The organism is Bradyrhizobium sp. LA6.8 (genome assembly GCF_040547935.1).
Taxonomy (GTDB): domain Bacteria; phylum Pseudomonadota; class Alphaproteobacteria; order Rhizobiales; family Xanthobacteraceae; genus Bradyrhizobium; species Bradyrhizobium barranii.
In genome coordinates, this window is record NZ_JBEPQQ010000019.1 from 32,848 (window position 1) to 50,554 (window position 17,707).

The 17,707-nt window shown below is 59.7% G+C and carries 17 protein-coding genes and 3 pseudogenes; 6 read left to right on the top strand and 14 right to left on the bottom strand.

All coding sequences use genetic code 11. From position 1 onward, the window contains the following. Positions 1-23: 23 nt before the first annotated feature. The 3 genes and pseudogenes from ABIA90_RS45020 to ABIA90_RS45030 form a co-directional block, all read right to left on the bottom strand. Positions 24-221: pseudogene (locus tag ABIA90_RS45020) on the bottom strand (peptide-methionine (S)-S-oxide reductase); the annotation flags it as partial. A 22-nt stretch (positions 222-243) separates the two neighbouring features. Continuing rightward, positions 244-423 (bottom strand): annotated as a pseudogene (locus tag ABIA90_RS45025) (IS630 family transposase); the annotation flags it as partial. 149 nt (positions 424-572) lie between these two features. Next, positions 573-1,115 (bottom strand): hypothetical protein, encoded by a 543-nt coding sequence (locus ABIA90_RS45030; protein ID WP_354122273.1) that lies wholly within the window; start codon positions 1,113-1,115, stop codon positions 573-575. A gap of 77 nt (positions 1,116-1,192) precedes the next feature. On the opposite strand from ABIA90_RS45030, the gene ABIA90_RS45035 reads away from it, so the two are divergent. Then, positions 1,193-1,330, top strand: coding sequence for an HAD family hydrolase (locus ABIA90_RS45035; protein WP_354122272.1), 138 nt, complete (start codon positions 1,193-1,195; stop codon positions 1,328-1,330). A gap of 521 nt (positions 1,331-1,851) precedes the next feature. On the opposite strand, the gene ABIA90_RS45040 is transcribed toward ABIA90_RS45035, so the two are convergent. The 3 genes from ABIA90_RS45040 to ABIA90_RS45050 form a co-directional block, all read right to left on the bottom strand. After that, positions 1,852-2,946, bottom strand: a complete 1,095-nt coding sequence (locus ABIA90_RS45040) for a DUF7482 domain-containing protein (RefSeq protein ID WP_354122271.1) — start codon at positions 2,944-2,946, stop codon at positions 1,852-1,854. Between the two features lie 66 nt (positions 2,947-3,012). Continuing rightward, positions 3,013-3,588 (bottom strand): cytochrome P460 family protein, encoded by a 576-nt coding sequence (locus tag ABIA90_RS45045; protein ID WP_354122270.1) that lies wholly within the window; start codon positions 3,586-3,588, stop codon positions 3,013-3,015. A 9-nt stretch (positions 3,589-3,597) separates the two neighbouring features. Then, positions 3,598-4,236: a cytochrome P460 family protein gene (locus tag ABIA90_RS45050; protein ID WP_354122269.1), complete on the bottom strand. Its 639-nt coding sequence runs from the start codon at positions 4,234-4,236 to the stop codon at positions 3,598-3,600. A 349-nt stretch (positions 4,237-4,585) separates the two neighbouring features. Here ABIA90_RS45050 and ABIA90_RS45055 point away from each other — a divergent pair. The 4 genes and pseudogenes from ABIA90_RS45055 to ccmB form a co-directional block, all read left to right on the top strand. Then, positions 4,586-5,479, top strand: a pseudogene (locus ABIA90_RS45055) (transposase); the annotation flags it as partial. 595 nt (positions 5,480-6,074) lie between these two features. After that, positions 6,075-7,325 carry a 5-aminolevulinate synthase gene (gene hemA / locus ABIA90_RS45060; protein ID WP_502916701.1) on the top strand — a complete coding sequence of 417 codons (1,251 nt, stop codon included), beginning with the start codon at positions 6,075-6,077 and terminating at the stop codon, positions 7,323-7,325. A 299-nt stretch (positions 7,326-7,624) separates the two neighbouring features. Then, positions 7,625-8,251: a heme ABC exporter ATP-binding protein CcmA gene (gene ccmA / locus ABIA90_RS45065; protein ID WP_354122267.1), complete on the top strand. Its 627-nt coding sequence runs from the start codon at positions 7,625-7,627 to the stop codon at positions 8,249-8,251. A gap of 127 nt (positions 8,252-8,378) precedes the next feature. Further along, on the top strand, positions 8,379-9,050 hold the full coding sequence (gene ccmB, locus ABIA90_RS45070) for a heme exporter protein CcmB (protein WP_354122301.1): 672 nt from the start codon (positions 8,379-8,381) through the stop codon (positions 9,048-9,050). Between the two features lie 186 nt (positions 9,051-9,236). Here ccmB and ABIA90_RS45075 read toward each other — a convergent pair whose 3' ends face one another. The 8 genes from ABIA90_RS45075 to ABIA90_RS45110 form a co-directional block, all read right to left on the bottom strand. Then, on the bottom strand, positions 9,237-9,719 hold the full coding sequence (locus tag ABIA90_RS45075; protein ID WP_354122266.1) for a cytochrome c-type biogenesis protein: 483 nt from the start codon (positions 9,717-9,719) through the stop codon (positions 9,237-9,239). Further along, positions 9,716-11,713 (bottom strand): heme lyase CcmF/NrfE family subunit, encoded by a 1,998-nt coding sequence (locus ABIA90_RS45080; protein ID WP_354122265.1) that lies wholly within the window; start codon positions 11,711-11,713, stop codon positions 9,716-9,718. Before ABIA90_RS45080 ends, ABIA90_RS45075 begins: the two co-directional genes overlap by 4 nt. 42 nt (positions 11,714-11,755) lie before the next feature. Next, on the bottom strand, positions 11,756-12,211 hold the full coding sequence (ccmE, locus tag ABIA90_RS45085) for a cytochrome c maturation protein CcmE (protein WP_354122264.1): 456 nt from the start codon (positions 12,209-12,211) through the stop codon (positions 11,756-11,758). A 73-nt stretch (positions 12,212-12,284) separates the two neighbouring features. Beyond that, positions 12,285-13,103 (bottom strand): c-type cytochrome biogenesis protein CcmI, encoded by an 819-nt coding sequence (ccmI, locus tag ABIA90_RS45090; protein WP_354122263.1) that lies wholly within the window; start codon positions 13,101-13,103, stop codon positions 12,285-12,287. A gap of 212 nt (positions 13,104-13,315) precedes the next feature. Then, positions 13,316-13,939, bottom strand: a complete 624-nt coding sequence (locus ABIA90_RS45095) for a DsbE family thiol:disulfide interchange protein (RefSeq protein WP_354122262.1) — start codon at positions 13,937-13,939, stop codon at positions 13,316-13,318. Continuing rightward, the gene (ccmD, locus tag ABIA90_RS45100; RefSeq protein WP_354122261.1) at positions 13,936-14,085 is read right to left on the bottom strand and encodes a heme exporter protein CcmD; all 150 of its coding nucleotides are present in this window, start codon (positions 14,083-14,085) and stop codon (positions 13,936-13,938) included. Before ccmD ends, ABIA90_RS45095 begins: the two co-directional genes overlap by 4 nt. A 7-nt stretch (positions 14,086-14,092) precedes the next feature. After that, the gene (locus ABIA90_RS45105; RefSeq protein ID WP_354122260.1) at positions 14,093-14,866 is read right to left on the bottom strand and encodes a heme ABC transporter permease; all 774 of its coding nucleotides are present in this window, start codon (positions 14,864-14,866) and stop codon (positions 14,093-14,095) included. 482 nt (positions 14,867-15,348) lie between these two features. Beyond that, a complete protein-coding gene (locus ABIA90_RS45110; protein WP_354122259.1) occupies positions 15,349-15,507 on the bottom strand; it encodes an ATP-binding protein in 159 nt (52 codons plus the stop codon). 1,261 nt (positions 15,508-16,768) lie between these two features. Between ABIA90_RS45110 and ABIA90_RS45115 the strand changes: the two genes are divergently transcribed. Beyond that, entirely contained in the window at positions 16,769-17,590 is an 822-nt protein-coding gene (locus ABIA90_RS45115; RefSeq protein WP_354122258.1) for a caspase family protein, read from the top strand. Positions 17,591-17,707 lie beyond the last annotated feature (117 nt).

The following is a 17,707-nucleotide window of genomic DNA, read 5'->3' on the forward strand; positions in this document are numbered from 1 at the left end:
GGCGGGGACCGCGGCGCGCGGCGGATCTGGAAAAAGAACTCCAGCAGGTCGCGGTCGGATCGAACGTGATCTCGATCGCTTCCGCGTGCGTGGCGTGGTTGTGGTAGGTGGCGTTCTTGACATAGCCGCCCGAGTAGCCGACCCGCGTCGAGACCGACGCCTGGCAAGCGCCGCCGAAGGTTGCGCCGGCCGTCCCGACATCGCTTCCAAAGAGTGCGCACGCGCTTCTAGAGCATTTTCCAATCAGCTTGGCTCGTAACCTGCGGCTTTGAAGTAGTTGACGCATTCGTTCGGGGTGAAGAGATCGATGACGCGCCCGATAGCGCTCCAGAGACCGTCGACTGAGCGTACGGCGGCTTTGCGCAGAAGTGCTTTGAGTTTGGCGAAGGCGTTTTCGATGGGATCGAAGTCTGGGCTGTAGGGCGAGCAGTTTCGCGTACGACGGTGGAAAAGGATGATCGACAAACAGCAACGATAGAGGAGACTACGATGCCCCATTGCTCCGATAATCTTAGATCTGGCAGTACCGCACGATGCGCAGTTTGTGATGGCAAGTTTGGTCTCGTCCGGCACTACTCGTGGCGAACCCCGCTCTGTTCCAAGAAGTGCGTCGATCGCTTCAGAACTCGCAGGGAAAGTGACCGCAATTGGGTGAGCTGGCCCGAAATCGCCTCCGACCAACTGTCCGAGAACCGCGCGAGGGCTTGACGAACTTCATGAACAGCGCGGTGCAGACGCCGATCGATTTCCCGGTAGCCAGCCCGGCCGAAGCCGCGTGACGGAGAGGCGGCGGCCCTCCCAAAGAGGCAGCAGGAACTGCCGGTCAGCGCGATCATCTCGACGATGTTGGCGTCGGTCAACCCGGCGTCTTTCACCGCCGCGAACTGGGCATCGGACACCTTGCCACGCGTCTCGATAGGGCCTTCGCGAACGCCACCGCGGCCTGTCGCTACGGGGCGCTCGAGCGGCCCTGCCGGTTCAGCGCAATCTCCTCCGGGGGATCTTCGCCAGTCGAAATCGATGTTAATGAGACTTTGATCGACTTCGAATCCATTGCGTCGTTGTTCGAGCCTATGCTTGGCCATAAGCACGTGCTTCGCGGATGGCTCGGCCATCTCATCATGTATTTTATGACTATCACGCTTTCGGACCGTATAAAAACTATTGGGACCTTCGCCAGGGATTATTCCGCATGATTGGTGCGATCCACGGCGTTGCAATCGAGGATGCAGATGTCGATGCATTGAAGAAGGGTATGATGACGATGCTAGCCCACGCGGACTCGGGGCTGAAGATGCTCAAGGACGCGGGATTTCGTATGGTGATCTGACAAATTCGCCTCAAGTCCCCGGCGGGAAGAGCCCGCTGGAGAACGCCCACCTCAACAAGTATTTCGAGCTACAGTTCAGTATTGAGGCGGCACGCGCCTACAAGCCGCACAGGTCGTTTACCACACGGTAGCCCAAGAGCTCGATGTGCCCCCACAAGAATGCTGTCTGGTGGCGACACATGTTTGGGACACAATCGGCGCGCAGAGCGCGGGCATGGCGGCCCTCTCGCGCGGCCGGGCAATGCCATCCTGCCGATCGCAAGTCTCCCGCAATCGAACCTGGTAGCCCCCGATCTGCCCACTCTCGTACGGAAATGATTGACTCGTTTGAGCCCGCGCCCACAGGGGTGCCTGAGACATAGCACTGCATCAATAAAGTCGCCGGGGACGCATCGCACGACGCTAACGGAATACGCTTGATTGCGATTAGGCTGCCGAAGCGATTGCTGGATTTGTACAAACTACCAACGACTCACCAAGCTACTGTGTCGCATTAATTTGACGTCTCCTTCGTCGAAGAATCATTCATTGGTGAAACCCACGACTGGGCAGTTCACCAGATGTCCGGTCGTTTTAACCGGACCTCCGACAGGGCTTACCAACAAGCCAGCTTCGCTTTTTGCTACAATGTCGTTACCGTCAGCAATTAGCTTCCGTTGATTGTTCTCAACAGCCTCTTTGGTCCACTCGGCCAGTTGAACATCCCACATCGGTGAATATCCGGCGCTGATCTCCTTGAAATTCGCAAGGATGTCGAGTGTAGGGCCTTCGCCACTGAGCGCGCTGTTAAGCCCTTGGCGCTCAGGATCCTTCGGACCGGTCCTACCATTTACGATTGTGTAGATAATCTCCGTCGCGCCGCTTTGGAGGATGTCGCTTTCCGCAGGCGCAAAGGTAGATGCCTCGAGCGCCGCTGATTCCTCGGAGTTGGCGTCGAAGCTGAGGTATCGCAGGTGCTTGCCGTCCGCAAATCCGAAGCGCAGCTTCAAGTCGACGGTACCATTGTCAGGGCAGATGCTTGCCACCGAGTCGGTCACAACCGAGTAATCGGGATTGCCGCCGCAGAACGAGATCTTCTCTGGTCCGACGTTGAAGGCGATCATGGGGGCGTTGAAAACAATGTCATTACGGTTTGCCACGCGAACCAACGGGCTGTAGTGCGCATCCCCGACAGACCCGGCCCGCGCCAACCTAGGCGGAAAGAAGTTTGGCGTTTCTCCGGCCATCAACATTTGAACTGGTGAGAAATCGATCCGCCCCGATTTGAAGGTGAAGTTATTGGACTCATCCATTTCCGCGACCCGCGTGCTCGCGAGGTCTTTTGCCTTACTGAGGCTCGGCGCCCATGTGAGGCCCATTTTCTTGGAAGTGGCGAAATCGCTTACGTCGGTGAGAACGAACCAAACTGTCTCTCCGGACGAAAGGCGACCGCGATGAAGCGGCAATCTTACCACCTCTCTTGCAAGATCGACTTGGCCCGAGGCGAGAAACAGCTTGGTGATTTTCTTTTCGGTGGATGTGTCCGCCGCCGAACTCCCCTCCATCAGGAGGAAGGACACAAACAGGGCCATCACCGGCTTGCAAACAGATGTTCCAAGCAGCTTGCTTGATTTCATGATCGCTCCGATCACTGGAGTTGATAGCTGGCCTCGGCCAGACCGCTACTTTTGGCGATTTCGCACCTACTTCTTCAGCTCGGGATAACCGGAGACATAGATCCAATCCGTCGCCTTGGCTGGAATGTGGCAGCCCAGACAATCAGTACGAAAATCCTTCGAGGTGGTCTTGACCTTGTTGTCAGCATCAAACCAGGACCAGCCCCAGCCGTTACCCCACAGCTTGTTGTCAGGGTGGCTGTTCTTGCTGTCCTTCACCATCATGAACCAACCCTTGAGACGATCTACATGACTGACGGTGCCCGTGGTCATTGCTGCAGTCGCTGTGCTCTGGACCTCTTTTACTAAGACCGATCCATCAGGGAAGTTGCCCGTGGCGCGATAAGCTTCCGCAGCTCCCGGTGAGGCGTAAACGGTGTGCATCTCTTTCGCACCCTTCTCATCGCCTGCGACAGACCAACTTCCCAGGTATTCATAGTTGATGCGGTAATTGTCCGGTATGTGCATATTGCCTGCCGCATCGACGAGTTGGGCCTGCGCAGAGCCGGCCTGACTGCCCGCTGGCAGCGAAACAAGGCATCCAATGCCCGTTGCGATTATGGACGCCGACAAAGCCGCCATCGTTGGCCTGAGACTCTTCATCGCAGCCTCCTACTTCTTTTTTTGGTCTGCGGCGACGGGTACGCTATCAAGCAGGCCATAAAACTGCGTCCATACGTCATCCCGTTTAGCACTAGCGATATGACAATACGCGCATTCCTCCAGTGGCCTGACTTTGGCGGTGGCGGCCTTCGGCTCGAAGTGGTTGAAGTTGTAGTAACCCCAGCCATTGGTCTCGGTGTACCGTTTGGTGTCTTTGACGGTTACATCGGCGCCGTTAAAGGGCCCGGGAAAGAACCCGCGGCCAGAGGGCTCTAGCCTCGAGCCGTCCGCACGATCGGCGGGCAGCATAAGTTGTAGCTCCTTTACGAATATGGTTCCTTCGGGGAAAACGCCCGTCTTCTTATAGATTTCATAGGAACCCGGCTCGATGTATACATTGTGGAATTCCGGGAAGTTTGCTTTCCCATTGTTCAATATGTTTGGTGTGAGAGGCGAGCCAACATAAACCCATTCATGGAAGTTTTTCGGTAGCACGAGAGCACCATCACTCGTGTATTCCGGAAGATAGCGCCCAGTCGCATGCCAGTCGTCGGGTGGAGGAAGCTTTGGTTGCTGCGCGAATACCGCCGTCGTGATCGCGCCGACAGCTAGAACGCTGGAAAGTAATACTGACACCGTGTGCTTCATGATTTTTTCTCCAGTCAAACCGCGATTCGCTCGCGGCGGGGATGAGAATGACTTCGTCTGCCCAGCAAGATTTAACCCAGGTGCCTGTGTCGCGAAAATCGAATGTTGGCATCGAACCGATGCCCATTGGGAATGCGGATCCGGGCAGTTTATCGTTCGAGACACGCTACTCTTAGCCAGGCACCTTGCCTCGCAAGGCTGTGGCAATTGTGAATGTTGCAGCTCCGACGAGGCGATCTCTGCGCTTAACGTCGAGAGAGTGCACCTAGTCCAGCACTCGCTAGCAGTCTGCTGAAAAATCCCTCGCTGTAGTTATCATGATTGGTCGAAGCTCGTATGCAGGGCGAATTTGTGGATCAGGGCCGGCTGTTTCGTACATCTCGCCGAGACGTTGGTGCCGCCGAACCGTCCGCTGAGAAGGATTCGGGCGCTTGTCTGTGATGTGCTGGGCGAGCTGAACCGTAGCTTTGGTCAGCTCTGTTCGAACGAAGGATGCCTCTCGATCCCTCCGGAGCAATTGCCGTGCAGGCGTTCTACGGCATTCGGTCGGAACGACCGCTGGTGGAGCAATTGAGCGGCTGCAGAACGGCAACATGTTTACAAAGCTGTTGAACAAGAGCCATCCTCACATCAAAGTCGCGATTGTCGGACGAGCATTTTCGGTGGCCCGGACCTTGATTGAAGTCTGTGCTTCACAGAAGAGCTTCCGCCCCAAGGACGGAAGCGACGATGGCGACGGGGCGAACTTTCACGACCAGAAGCGCAAGAACGACACGCATGCGAGTACTAGCGATCCCGACGTCGCCTTCGCAAAGCCCGCTGGGCGGAAGGCAAAGCTCGCCCACATGGGCCACGCCACCATGGAGAACCGGTATGGCCCGCATGCTCACTCTCGCCACCGGCACCGCCGAGCGTCGTTCCTCGGAGGGGATGCTTAAAATCAACAAAGCCTATGATACGGCCGATCATAAGGCCGATCGTCGCGCCCTCATCGTCACGCCACACGTGACGCAGAACAACGGCATCACCAAAACTGGCAAGAACCGCCGGAGTGCCATCGACGAACGGACCACGCGCCGCCAACGTTATGGCATGCCGCAATCGCGCCGGGCGATGATCGAAAGCATCTTCGGTTGGGGCAAGCAGCATGGCACGATGCGCAAATCGCGTCATCTGTCGCATTGCAGCCGATTTCGTGCTCAACCTGATCGCCTACAACCTGATCCCCGTTCCGAAACTCGTCCCGACCCGCCCAGCAAAATTACCCCGAACAATCGACCGCATCACCAGGGCCACGCCTACAAGAGAAAAACCAATGCTGTTCCCCGCCAATTTCAATTTCAAGGCGGCGGTTATAGACGTAGCCAAGCATGTCGACCGCCCATGGTGTGCACCCAGTGGGATTGACCGGCGTTGCAGCCTCCGCTGCTGAACCGGTTTTTTTTCAGCAGACCGCTAGACAAACTGATCGACTGCCGACGCGCCACAAACGCGACCGCGCATGTGCTTGCGACCGAGCGCAAGGCAGCGGACTGCATGCTTGTCATTGAGGTGGCTGGATCGTGCTACTTGCCTTCTCAAGCTCACACCAAAGATCGCATTTAGCCGACGCGCATGGCAATAATCAGAGGGCATACAAACAATAACTTGTGCGAGACGAGAGGGCCTGAAAGATAGCGAGCCACGGACAACCCTGGCTTCAGCTTTAGGGCCTGATAAAGATGGCAGATCATATTATAGAGGCGGAATTGCTGGCGAGACTTCAAACTCGCGAGCGTACCGGCAAAGCACGTCCGTGCTTGGGCGCGATGTCGGGGCAAGGAGCGCCAGCCGTGCACTTGCCCGCAAGGGTGGCGTCCAGGCCGGAGAACACGAAGGGCGCGGACCAAGCGTACGAGCGCCACTTCCGCGAGGCCCTCGATCGCCTGCACGATGAGCGGCGCTACCGTGTTTTCACCGACATCGAGCGCATTGCTGGCCGCTTCCCGGTCGCCAAGTGGCGCCGGCCCGACGGGATGATCACCGAGATCACGGTCTGGTGCTCCAATGACTACCTCGGCATGGGGCAGCGCCCTGAGGTCGTGGCCGCGATGATCGAGACTGCCCGGCGCTGCGGTGTCGGCGCGGGCGGCACGCGCAACATCGCCGGAAATAACTCGCCACTGGTGGACCTTGAGCGCGAGCTCGCCGACTTGCACGGCAAGGAGGCGAGCCTCGTCTTCACCTCGGGTTACGTCTCGAACCAGGCCGGCATCTCGACGATAGCCAAGTTGATCCCGGACTGCTTGATCCTATCCGACGCCTTCAACCACAACTCGATAATCGAAGGTATCCGTCAATCGGGCTGCGAGAAGCGGATATTCCGCCACAACGATCACAGCCATCTTGAGGCGTTGCTACACGAGGCGGGCGACCGCCCTAAGCTCATCGTGTTCGAGTCCGTCTACTCCATGGACGGCGACGTGGCACCTATCGGCAGGATCTGTGACCTTGCGGATCAGTACGGTGCGATGACTTACCTCGACGAGGTCCACGCGGTCGGCCTTTACGGCCCCCGCGGCGGCGGGATCAGCGAGCGCGACGGAGTGATGCACCGCGTGGATGTAATCGAGGGCACCCTCGCCAAAGGCTTCGGCTGCATCGGGGGCTACATAGCGGCCTCGCCGACAATCTGCGATGCGGTACGCAGCTTCGCTTCGGGCTTCATCTTCACCACAGCCCCGCCGCCTGCGGTTGCCGCCGCTGCCCTCACTTCCGTGCGCTACCTCAAGCACTCGAATGCCGAGCGCACGGCGCACCAGCGACAGGCCGCCGCAACGAAGGCCGCGCTCAAGGCCGCCGGTCTGCCGGTGCTCATCACCGACACTCACATCGTGCCGGTGATGGTCGGTGATGCAGAGCGGTGCAAGGCGGCTGCCGATCACCTGCTTGAACGCCACGCCATCTACATCCAGCCGATCAACTACCCTACTGTCCCACGCGGCACGGAGCGTCTGCGCATCACGCCCTCGCCCTTCCACGGGGCGGCACACATAGCCAAACTAACGGCCGCGCTCGTCGAGACCTGGGATACTCTGGCTTTCGATTGAGCCGTGTCCCTGGGCGAGCTCGGTCCTCGACAGCGGGTTGCTCGGCCACACGTGAACAGGGCGCTCCGATGGTTGGGCCAAGAGGTGAGCTGGGCCGAGCCACCGAAGTTCCGCCATCGATGGGGTCGGGGTCATCGGCCCAACTGTGGCGTCACGTCTGGCACCTGTGTCGCAAAGTCGGGTCTGTCACACGATGTGATGCCAACCTGGGCTCGCGCCGCGCCGCGACGAGCGAGAACCAAGCAGGGGGGCGTTCTAAAAACGCGAGCGGCGCGGGGCATAGCTGACTGAAAGCGAAAATGAGTCACACACAATCCTGCCACCTCCTAGTCGCGGACCTCTGGGTCATGCGCGGTGGGCGCACAGTACTCCGTGGCGTATCGTTACGGCTGGACGCCGGACAGCTTGGCGAAGTAACGGGCTCAAATGGTGTGGGCAAATCAACCCTGCTGCGTGTGATCGCCGGCTTCTTACCCCCGGCGTCCGGCCGCGCGTCGTGGAACGAGTGGGGAGCCAAGGATCCGACACCTCTCGCGGAGCGCGTCCACTACGTGGGTCACCTCGACGGGTTGAAGTCTGCGCTGACCGCTCGCGAAAACCTCCAATTCGGTCTGACCCTTTCAGGGCGGGCCCGGCTGCCCCCTCGGGAGGCGCTCGACCGCGTCGAGCTCGCCCACGTTGTCGACCTGCCGGTCGGCTATCTTTCGGCAGGTCAGCGCCGCCGCGTCGCCTTGGCCCGGCTCCTGGTCGCTGACCGCCCTCTGTGGCTGCTCGATGAGCCCTTGACCGCACTCGACCGGGCCGCACGTGTCATGCTGATGGGCATTGTGGCCGATCATCTCGGACGCGGCGGCTTGGTGCTTGCGGCGACCCACGAACCACTCGGTCTGCCAGGGACCCGCGAGCTGAGGCTTGAGGCGCAATGAGGGCAGTGCCATGGCGCCTTACCCACCTGCTCCGCTTCAATGCGCCCCGGAGCGAGAAACAAGGCCGGGCCGATCCTTTTCTTCAAGGGAGACCGTCACGCCGCTATGGCGGCGGCGGATGAAGGCCATGACAGATACTCTTCTTGCCGTCTTTTACCGCGATCTCGTGCTATCGCGTCGCATCGGCGGCGGAGGGCCTCTCGCGATAATCTTCTTCCTCGGTCTCGTCACGATCGTGCCCTTCGCGATCGGACCCGACTTGAACCTGCTATCGCGAATCGGTCCGGCCATCCTGTGGCTCGGAGCATTCCTGGCGACCCTGCTAGGCCTTGACCGGTTGTTCCAAGCCGACCACGAGGATGGTTCGCTGGACCAGATGCTTCTGTCACCGGCACCTCTAGAACTCGTTGTCCTGGTAAAGTGCCTAGCTCACTGGTGCGTCACGGGGCTGCCGCTGGTGATCGTCTCTCCGCTGTTCGGCCTGATGTTGGCCCTGGATGGCCCGACGCTCGGGGGAGTGACCGCGAGCCTGCTAGTAGGCACACCAGCTTTAACTTTTCTGGGCGCGATCGGCGCAGCCCTTACCGTCACGTTGCGACGCGGCGGCCTTCTGCTCTCGATTCTCGTCGTACCGCTGGCGGTGCCAGTGATGATCTTTAGCGTCTCGGCGGCCTCGGCGGCGGTGAGTGGCACGGTGTCATTCCTAACGCCCTTTCTGATCCTCTGCGGGCTTGGTCTCGCGTCCTTCGCGCTCGCCCCGATCGCTGCAGCCGCCGCGCTTCGCGGAGCGGGGGAATAAAGGATACAATCGATGGAAATAAGTTCGTTCCGAAGCGGATCACGTCAGTGAAACGACTCCAATATGTGGACTATCTGCGGCGCGGTGCGACTAACGGCACCGTTTCGAGTCGAGGCTTGAAGCGAAGAAGTGAAATGCATCGGCACGTGCATCTCGCAAGATAAAACGATCCGACTAATGCCAAAATCACTCAGAGGGAGTATCGGCGTTCAATACCGACGCCAGCCGGTCGCACTCGGCTTGGCTCAGCGGATCAGGCAGTGGGGACTGCCTGCGGCGGCGCAGTCCGAGAAGAAGCGAGATCGCGCCTACCGCAAACAGGAGGGCCGGCGTGCCCCAGAGTAGGGCGGTTTCCGAGTCGAATGGCGGTTTCAACAGGATGAAATTTCCATAGCGCCGCACCAGGAAATCGCGCACCTCCGCGTCGCTGTCGCCCGCCTTCAGACGTTCGCGAACCAGTAGTCGGAGATCCCGCGCAAGCTCCGCGCTCGAATCGTCGATCGACTGGTTCTGACAGACAAGACAGCGCAGACCAACGGAAATTCCACGCGCGCGCGCTTCGAGCTTTGAATCGGCTAGGATTTCGTCGGGCTGCACCGCGCTCGCCAGACCGGGCGCGAGACCCGCGAACACGACCAAAAGAATGATAAAGCGACGGAGCGCGGTCATCTTGCGGGCTGCGGCGCTACAGGATCGCCAGAGAGGCGGCCGTGAATGGCGCGACGCGCAAAGCCGATCCTGAGACGCCGATCGGACAACGACACAATTCCTCCGATCGCCATCACGATCGCGCCAATCCAGATTGTCGTAACGAGCGGCTTCCAGAACATGCGGGTATCGATCGAACCATCCGGGTGCTGGTCCCCGAGCGAGATGTAGACCTGCCCGAAACCTAGGGTCACGATGCCGGCTTCAGTTATCGTAGTCTGGCGCACCGGAAACGTGCGCTTGGCCGGTTCAATCGTCGTCACCGTCGACCCATCCCGGCTGATAATCGCACGGACCACTATTTCGGAATAGTTGGGGCCGTGTCGCTCCTCAAACTTGACTATGGTGGCTTGATACGGTCCGAGATCGACCGTCTGCCCCGGCTTGACCGCCGCAATCCGCTCCACGCCCCAACCGGTTGCGGCGAGCCCCAACAATGTCACGCCGAGCCCCGCATGGGCGATAGCCGTGCCCCAAGCCGAACGCGGAAGCCCAGTCGCGCGGGCCAAAGTCGCCCGCCAGGCCGGCCCTTTGCCCCAGATCCGCAACACCAGTTCGCTGGACGATCCGAGGATCAGATAGACCGCCAAGCCCACGCCTATCGGGGCGAGGACCGGGCCGCCACGCAGGGCCGCCGCCAGAACTACTGAAAGGGCCACGCCCGCCACCGCCGCAACCATCACCCGTTGCGCTGCGCCCAGAAAGTCGCCGCGCTTCCAGGCAAGCGACTGGCCGATCGGCATTAGCAGCAGGATGGGGATGACCAACGGGCCGAAGGTCAGATTGAAAAAAGGCGCGCCAACCGAGATCTTGTCGCCGGTCAAGGTCTCAAGCACCAGAGGGTAAAGGGTACCTGTGAGGACGATCGCGCAACAGATGGTCAGCATTAGGTTGTTGATTACGAGCGCACCTTCCCGAGACACAGGCGCGAACAGGCCGCCGGGTCGCAAGGCCGGAGCGCGCCAAACGAAGAGAACGAGCGACCCGCCGATAAATAGGATAAGGATCGCGAGGATGAAGAGGCCGCGTGATGGGTCGCTGGCGAAGGAGTGCACCGAGGTAAGCACGCCCGAGCGGACCAGGAACGTGCCGAGCAGCGAAAGCGAGAAGGTGAGAATCGCGAGGAAGATGGTCCAGATCTTGAGCGCGTCTCTCTTTTCCATGACGGCCGCAGAATGCAGCAGCGCCGTGCCCGCGAGCCAGGGCATCAGTGAGGCATTCTCGACCGGGTCCCAGAACCAGAATCCACCCCAGCCCAGGGTGTAATAGGCCCAGTAGGAACCCATCGCGATGCCGAGCGTCAGGAAACTCCAAGCGATCAGCGCCCATGGTCGAATGTATCGGGCCCAGGCGGCATCGACGCGGCCGCTAATCAGCGCCGCCGCCGCGAAGGAGAACACAATCGAGAAGCCGACATAGCCGAGATAGAGCAGCGGCGGATGTATCGCGAGGCCAGGGTCCTGAAGCAACGGATTGAGGTCTTGCCCCTCGAAGGGTGCGGGAAATCCGCGCGCGAAGGGGTCGGATGTGAGCAGAATGAAGAGCAGGAAGGCAAACGCGATCCAGCCCTGGACCGCCAGCGTATTGGCCCGCAGTTCATCTGCCATGCCGCGGCCAAAGCTCGCCACCGCGGCTCCGAAGATCGCAAGGATTAAGACCCACAGTAGCATAGAGCCTTCATGATTGCCCCAGACGCCCGCGATCTTGTAGACGAGCGGCTTGGTGGTATGCGAATTCTCGACGACCGTTACGAGACTGAAGTCGGACACTACATGAGCGTAGGTCAGCGCCCCAAAGGCATAGGCCACCAGCGCAAATTGGGTGATCGCGGCAGGCACCGCCACGGAGGCGAGCCCGAGATCGCCGCTACGAGTACCCCAGATCGGCAAAACCGACTGCAGCAGTGTGACGGCCAAGGCGAGGGCGAGCGCATAATGTCCAGTTTCGACGATCACCCTGTCACTCCTTGTGGCTGATGTGAACCATAAACGGCAACTCTATTGTGTCTGCGCGGATTTCTCGCCGTCACGCCAAACGCCCCCCCGTTTGAGCCTGTCGGCAACGTCCTTGGGCATGTAGCGCTCGTCATGTTTGGCGAGCACAGTGTCGGCATGAAAGAGGCTTGGGCCCTCCACCGTGCCCTCGGCCACGACACCCTGCCCTTCCCGGAAGAGATCGGGTAGCAATCCTGTGTAGATGACCTTGATGTGCTTCTTAAGGTCGGTCACCGCGAAAGTGACGGTCGACGGCCCCTCATGGATCAGTGAGCCCTGCTCCACCAGCCCGCCGATGCGCAGCCGGGTTCCCAGCGGTGGCGCTTTTTCGGCCATTTCGGTTGGCCCGTAGAAGAAAACGATGCTGTCGCGTAGCGCAAAGAGTACGAGACTCATCGCGATCGCCAAAGTTATGCCGGCCGCGCCGATGAGGAGGAGGCGCCTTTTCTTTCTTGCCAAAATTTATCCTTTCAGCCTGAGCTGTTTGACGAGCCCATCAACGCGATGCCAACGCGTCATGTTGCCCGAATGCCTAGCCCGCGAATTTGCCACGGCCACCTCGACCTTCTTGCTTAGACAGGACCGCGTAGGCCCTGATCAATCGCAGCCACCCGTCAAGATCGTGATCGTCCTTCGCGGGCTTCTCAGCGAGCCCCTCCACCATCCCACTGGTCGCCTCTGTCCTCTGCTCTGGATGCGGCGCCGCAACGCCAGTCCTCTCTAGGCCGGACCGCGCGGCCTTCACGGCCGGCTGCGGCGCTCCGGCAACAGCAGCCAAATGCGGATGTACAGCATCCGTCCACGGCGCGTCGGCTGGCGAATCCGCTCGTAGCGCCTCCCAGAGTTGCCTCGCTTTTTCTGTGCTGCCGTCTTGCTCGACCGCGATCGCCTGGAAGCCGTGTCCGTCGTTGGAGTCGACCGCGTGATGCGCTCCGAGCTTGGAGATTACAGCCGTGGGGTTGGCCTCCGCTCCCGCCCGGCGCGATGCTGGCATGTCAAGTTGGTTAGGCGCGCCCACCCTAAGATAAAGCGCCAGCGCGATAAACGGCAGCACCACAACAACCGCCAGAACGGCGCAGATGCGCCTCGGTCGCGCCGATGCATGCGGCCGATCCTTCGGCACGGAGACGACGGAGGCGAGCAGCCGGCGCGCAATTTCGGCTCGCGCCGCCGCGGCATCCTCAGCCGCGACTAAGCCTCGGCGGACATCATCATCCGTTTCAACCAATAAGCTTCGATAGAAAGCGATGTCAGAAGCGCGCGGGTTACGCTCTTCGTGCCGCGACGAGAGCGGCCGGAGCAGCGCCAGCGAGACCGCCGCCGTCATCATTGCGAAGGCAAGCCAAAGCATGTCTCAAGGTCCTTTACAGCCGACTTCCGCGAACGCGTGACCTTGCAACGCATGGTACGTTCGCCATTCTCCACGACCAAAATGTTCCTGCAGTGCAGCTCCTTCGAGCTGATCGATTGCCGGCCCGTGGCGCAAGCCAGTGACGCCGCGCGGAGACAAGATCAGACTTTTTGGACCTGTTGTATATGGATCGAGACTTGGCAAGGTAGCCGTCATGGCGATTGCGCGCTTGCGATTGCCGCCATCAAAGCGGGACGCGTCGCGTCCGAGATGCCGCCCACCAGCTTGTAGGCGATGGTGCCATTTCCTTTGACTACGTAGGTCTCGGGGACGCCATAGACGCCGAAATCAATACCGGTCCTGCCGGACGGGTCAATGCCGACCCGTACGAACGGATTCCCCTTGGCATTGAGATAGCTCCGCGCCCTCCCTGGGTCGTCCTTGTAGATGATGCCGGTAAGCTTTACCCCATGCTGCCGCAGCGCCGGTTCGCGCGACAAGGCCATGAGCGCCTCGTGCTCGTTATGACATTCGACGCACCAGGACGCGAACACGTTCACAAGCGTCACATGTCCCGCCTTCAGGTCCGCGGTCGACAGGCCGGGCGGCCCGGGCGTGGCGAACCCTTCAAGCGGCGCCAACGCGAATTGCGGCACCGGCCTGCCGATCAGGGCCGAAGGCACGAGCGACGGGTTGTCGACACCGAGCCGCACCGCGAGCAGTGCGGCAATTCCGAGGAAGACCAGAATCGGGACCGCCGCCACAATGCGGACCAAGTGGTGCCGAGTGGCCGCGACATCGGGCGAGAGGAATTTCGAGGGAGGAGTGTCGTTCATGAGCGATTGCCGACACGGCCTAGTGCAAGGCGGGCCAGCGCATGGAGTTGAAGTCGATAGTCGAAGACGACGGCCGCGATCGTCCCGATCAGGATCGTGCCCGTCACCAGATAAGCCGCCACGATGAACCCGCCATGCTGAGCCATCGCACCCTCAGGAAACCGCTTCGACCGATTGCATTCGGGCCCCAGCAGATTCGCCAACGGCCGCCAGCATGATCGCGAGCCGCTGAGCGCGGCGCCGCATGATTTCGTTGCGGATCGCCATAACGTGGAGCGTCGCGAATAGGAGTGTGTATGCAAGCGACATGACGAGCAGTGGCCAAAGCATCGGGCCGGCGATTGTCGAGCCTTCAATCCGGAACACGGAGGCTGGCTGGTGGAGGGTATTCCACCAGTCGACCGAAAATTTGACGATAGGAATATTGATGAACCCGACCAGCGTCATGATCGATGCAGCTCGCGCGGCCCTGCTGGTGTCCTCGATTGTCTGCCAGAGTCCGATCAGACCGAGATAGATCAGGAAAAGGACCAGCATGGAAGTAAGCCGAGCGTCCCACACCCAGTACGTTCCCCACATCGGCTTGCCCCAGAGGGAGCCGGTGACAAGGCAAATAACAGTGAAGGCGGCACCGAGCGGCCCGGCAGCCTTCTGCGCCGCATTCGCAAGCGGGTGGCGCCAAACCAACGAGCCGACCGCCGAGATCGCCATCAGCATATAAGCCAGCATCGCCACCCAGGCGGCCGGAACGTGAATGTACATGATCCGCACCATCCCGCCCTGCTGGTAGTCGGGTGGTGCCGTGAACGCACCGAAGAGGCCGAGCGCAAAGGTTAACGCCGTCAAGCCCCACAGCCACGGCAGCAGCTTCGCGGCAATGTGCAGAAAATTGTTGGGATTGGCGTAGGCGATGAAACCGACCTTCAAGTTTCCGATCTCCTGAAATTGACAGCCCCGGATGTGTGGTTGAAAGCTCTTTCGAGACTGGTTGCCAACAGCTAGTACCCAATTGCATCATCAGCACAGCTGGTGATGTGCCTATTGCGTAATACAATGCATCCGCGGCAACTTCGCCAATTACAATCAGTTATCGTTTCGATGCCGTTGGCGTATCTGAATGGAACCCTTTGCCACGTGTCAGCGCAGTCGAGTGGCATGACCGGCTTAACCGGTTTTGACATCTGCGAACGATGGGCGTTGAGCGCAAGCGAGATCTACTGTCGATGGCGAGATCGAACCGAGCACGGCCTCGAAGCTGACCTTCCGCCTGAAGCTTTGTGCGGATGGACCAGACGTGTCTCGGGCGAAGTCAGCGGCTTCGCTCTGTGACGTTGTTCGCACGCCTAAGCAGCCTGCCTTGTAAGCAGATGGAAATACTGTAACGCGCCCTGAGCGCTCCTGGCTCTTTCTCATAGCGGCAGGGCTAACCGGATAGTCAGGCCGCAATCCTCATTCGTTTCCGCCCAGATCCGTCCACGATGCGTCTCTATGATGCGCCGGCTTATGAATAGGCCGAAACTCATTCCAGAGTCTCTTGTGGTGAAGAATGGATCGAGCAAACGATTCATCTCGTTTGTGCGTGCCTTTCGCCAAGTGCATGGATACGTCTCGGCAACATCTGAGGGTGATGGACAGGACTCCGATTGAAGATATGGCGAGGTGGCCACGGCAGTCGCAGCAGGCAAGGCCGCTGCGATGCGATCGCGTCTGAATTAAGGTCCATGATAAATGGTTATCGGATAGATAGTCACAGGCTATTTCCCTTTATCCGGCGGCGGCGACATCCTCCAACTAATTCGCAGTATGCGTTTCAGGCCGCTGTTCTGTGGCACACGGCCTCGGGTGGTCGGCCGTCGCCAGAGTTGGAGGAATAACGTGGAGAGAGCAACTTCGTATGTATGCGACCGATCGCGGCGGGCCGTACAGAATTGCGCAGAGGCCACGCCGGCCGGGGCTGCTGCGTTGGGCCTTGATCCACTGTCGTTTCGACTCACGGAAGCACTTGCCAAAGACGGTGTGGTCGACCTCGGCACCGACGACATCTTTATCTCGATGGATCAACGGAAACTGATCACTGACGGTGACGATCTCGAAGCCAAGAGTGCGTCAGGCTTACCGGTGAGCCCTGCGGGGGGCCGGTGAAGACGACGAGGAATCTGGTGAATTGTTCGGTCGTAGGCTTCACCAATGAATAATCTCCTGGCCCCATAGCTGCGCTCCTCTGTTCATGCGGGGGAGCGCGATCGGTCTCTCAGTCACTGACGCTTACGAGCATGCTCTTGGCCGGTGATGGCGATTACCTCGGTGGGCGCCAACGCTCGAACACATGGCCTGCTTTAACTAAGTTAGGAGAACTATCGTGACAAAGCGTTCGCTTCTCATCGCGGCAACTAGTTGCTTCATTGCCTTTGCGCCGGCAGCATACGGACGCTCAGCGTACGACGGCTCCTGGGACCTCGTCTTCGTAACGCAAAGAGGAACCTGCGATTCCAGTTACGGGTTTACTGTCGATGTGACCAACGGAATTGTCACGCATCCCAACCTCGTGAGATTTCGAGGTTACGTCGCAAAATCCGGCGCGGTTCGCGCTTCGGTGACGGTCCAGGATAAATATGCCTCGGGTGCAGGCAAATTGTTCGCAACGTCCGGCCAGGGGACCTGGAGCGGCCGCTCAGGACCTGCGAGATGCTCGGGTTACTGGACGGCGCGACGCAATTGAAGGACGCAACGGCGGCACGCTACCGGGTGCGACTGTGGCGCGAATGCTGGCAGCGCCAAGCCATCTTACGGAGAGGAGCGGTTCCTCGGTGAACTGGAGCTCATAATGAGATGACAGTTCCCAGAACACTAGTCGGCGTTGCAGTCCTGCTCGGCTTGCTCTCGACCGGCCTCGGCAAGACAATGCGGCTGGAGAAGGCTCATGACCAACCCATGAGCGCGCCCAGCTGGTTGGGTGAATCCGCACCCATCGATACTAATCGGCTAGCTCTGGTGATTGGCAATTCAAACTATCCCGATGCCGACTCTCCGCTTCCCCAAATGACACGCGATGCGGAAGGTTTGACAAATGCTCTTCGCAGAAACGGCTTCCTGGTGGACGCCGTTGACAATGCGACGCGCGGCGACATGACCCGAGCAATCGATGATCTAGGGGCAAGAGTACATTTGAACTCGATTGTGCTAATCTATTTTGGAGGTTACGGCGTTCAGTCTGACGGTCAGAATTATTTAATCCCAGTCGATGCGAAGATCTGGTATGAAGAGGATGTTCGTCGACAAGGTGTGAGCGTTGACCTGCTCCTTTCGAAACTCAAGACTTCCGGAGCACGCGTTCGGCTCGTAGTCATCGAAGCCTCACGCCGCAACCCCTATGAACGACGTTTCAGGAGTTACTCACACGGACTTGCACCCATTCAAACGAGTGAGAACACACTCATCCTGAGCTCAGCAGCGCCTGGCCAGGTCGTCGAAGACTCGGATGAATTACATAGTCAGCTGATGACCGTTCTTCTTACGCAGATGAATTCTTCGAAGAGGATCGAGGAGGTCTTCAACAACACCCGAAAGGCGGTGGCGGCTGCTACTCAGGGCCAACAGATTCCAGCTGTGTCATCTACGTTAACCGAAAGTGTGACCTTTGGCCGGCGCTGAGCATTGTCGCGCGCGACGGCCATGCTCCTGTTTGCTGCGGAACGGACGGTGGTCCCCGCTGCGCGCCTCGGACGCGCTCTCGGCGCGCCGATGAGGGTGCTGCCGGATCGGGGAGAA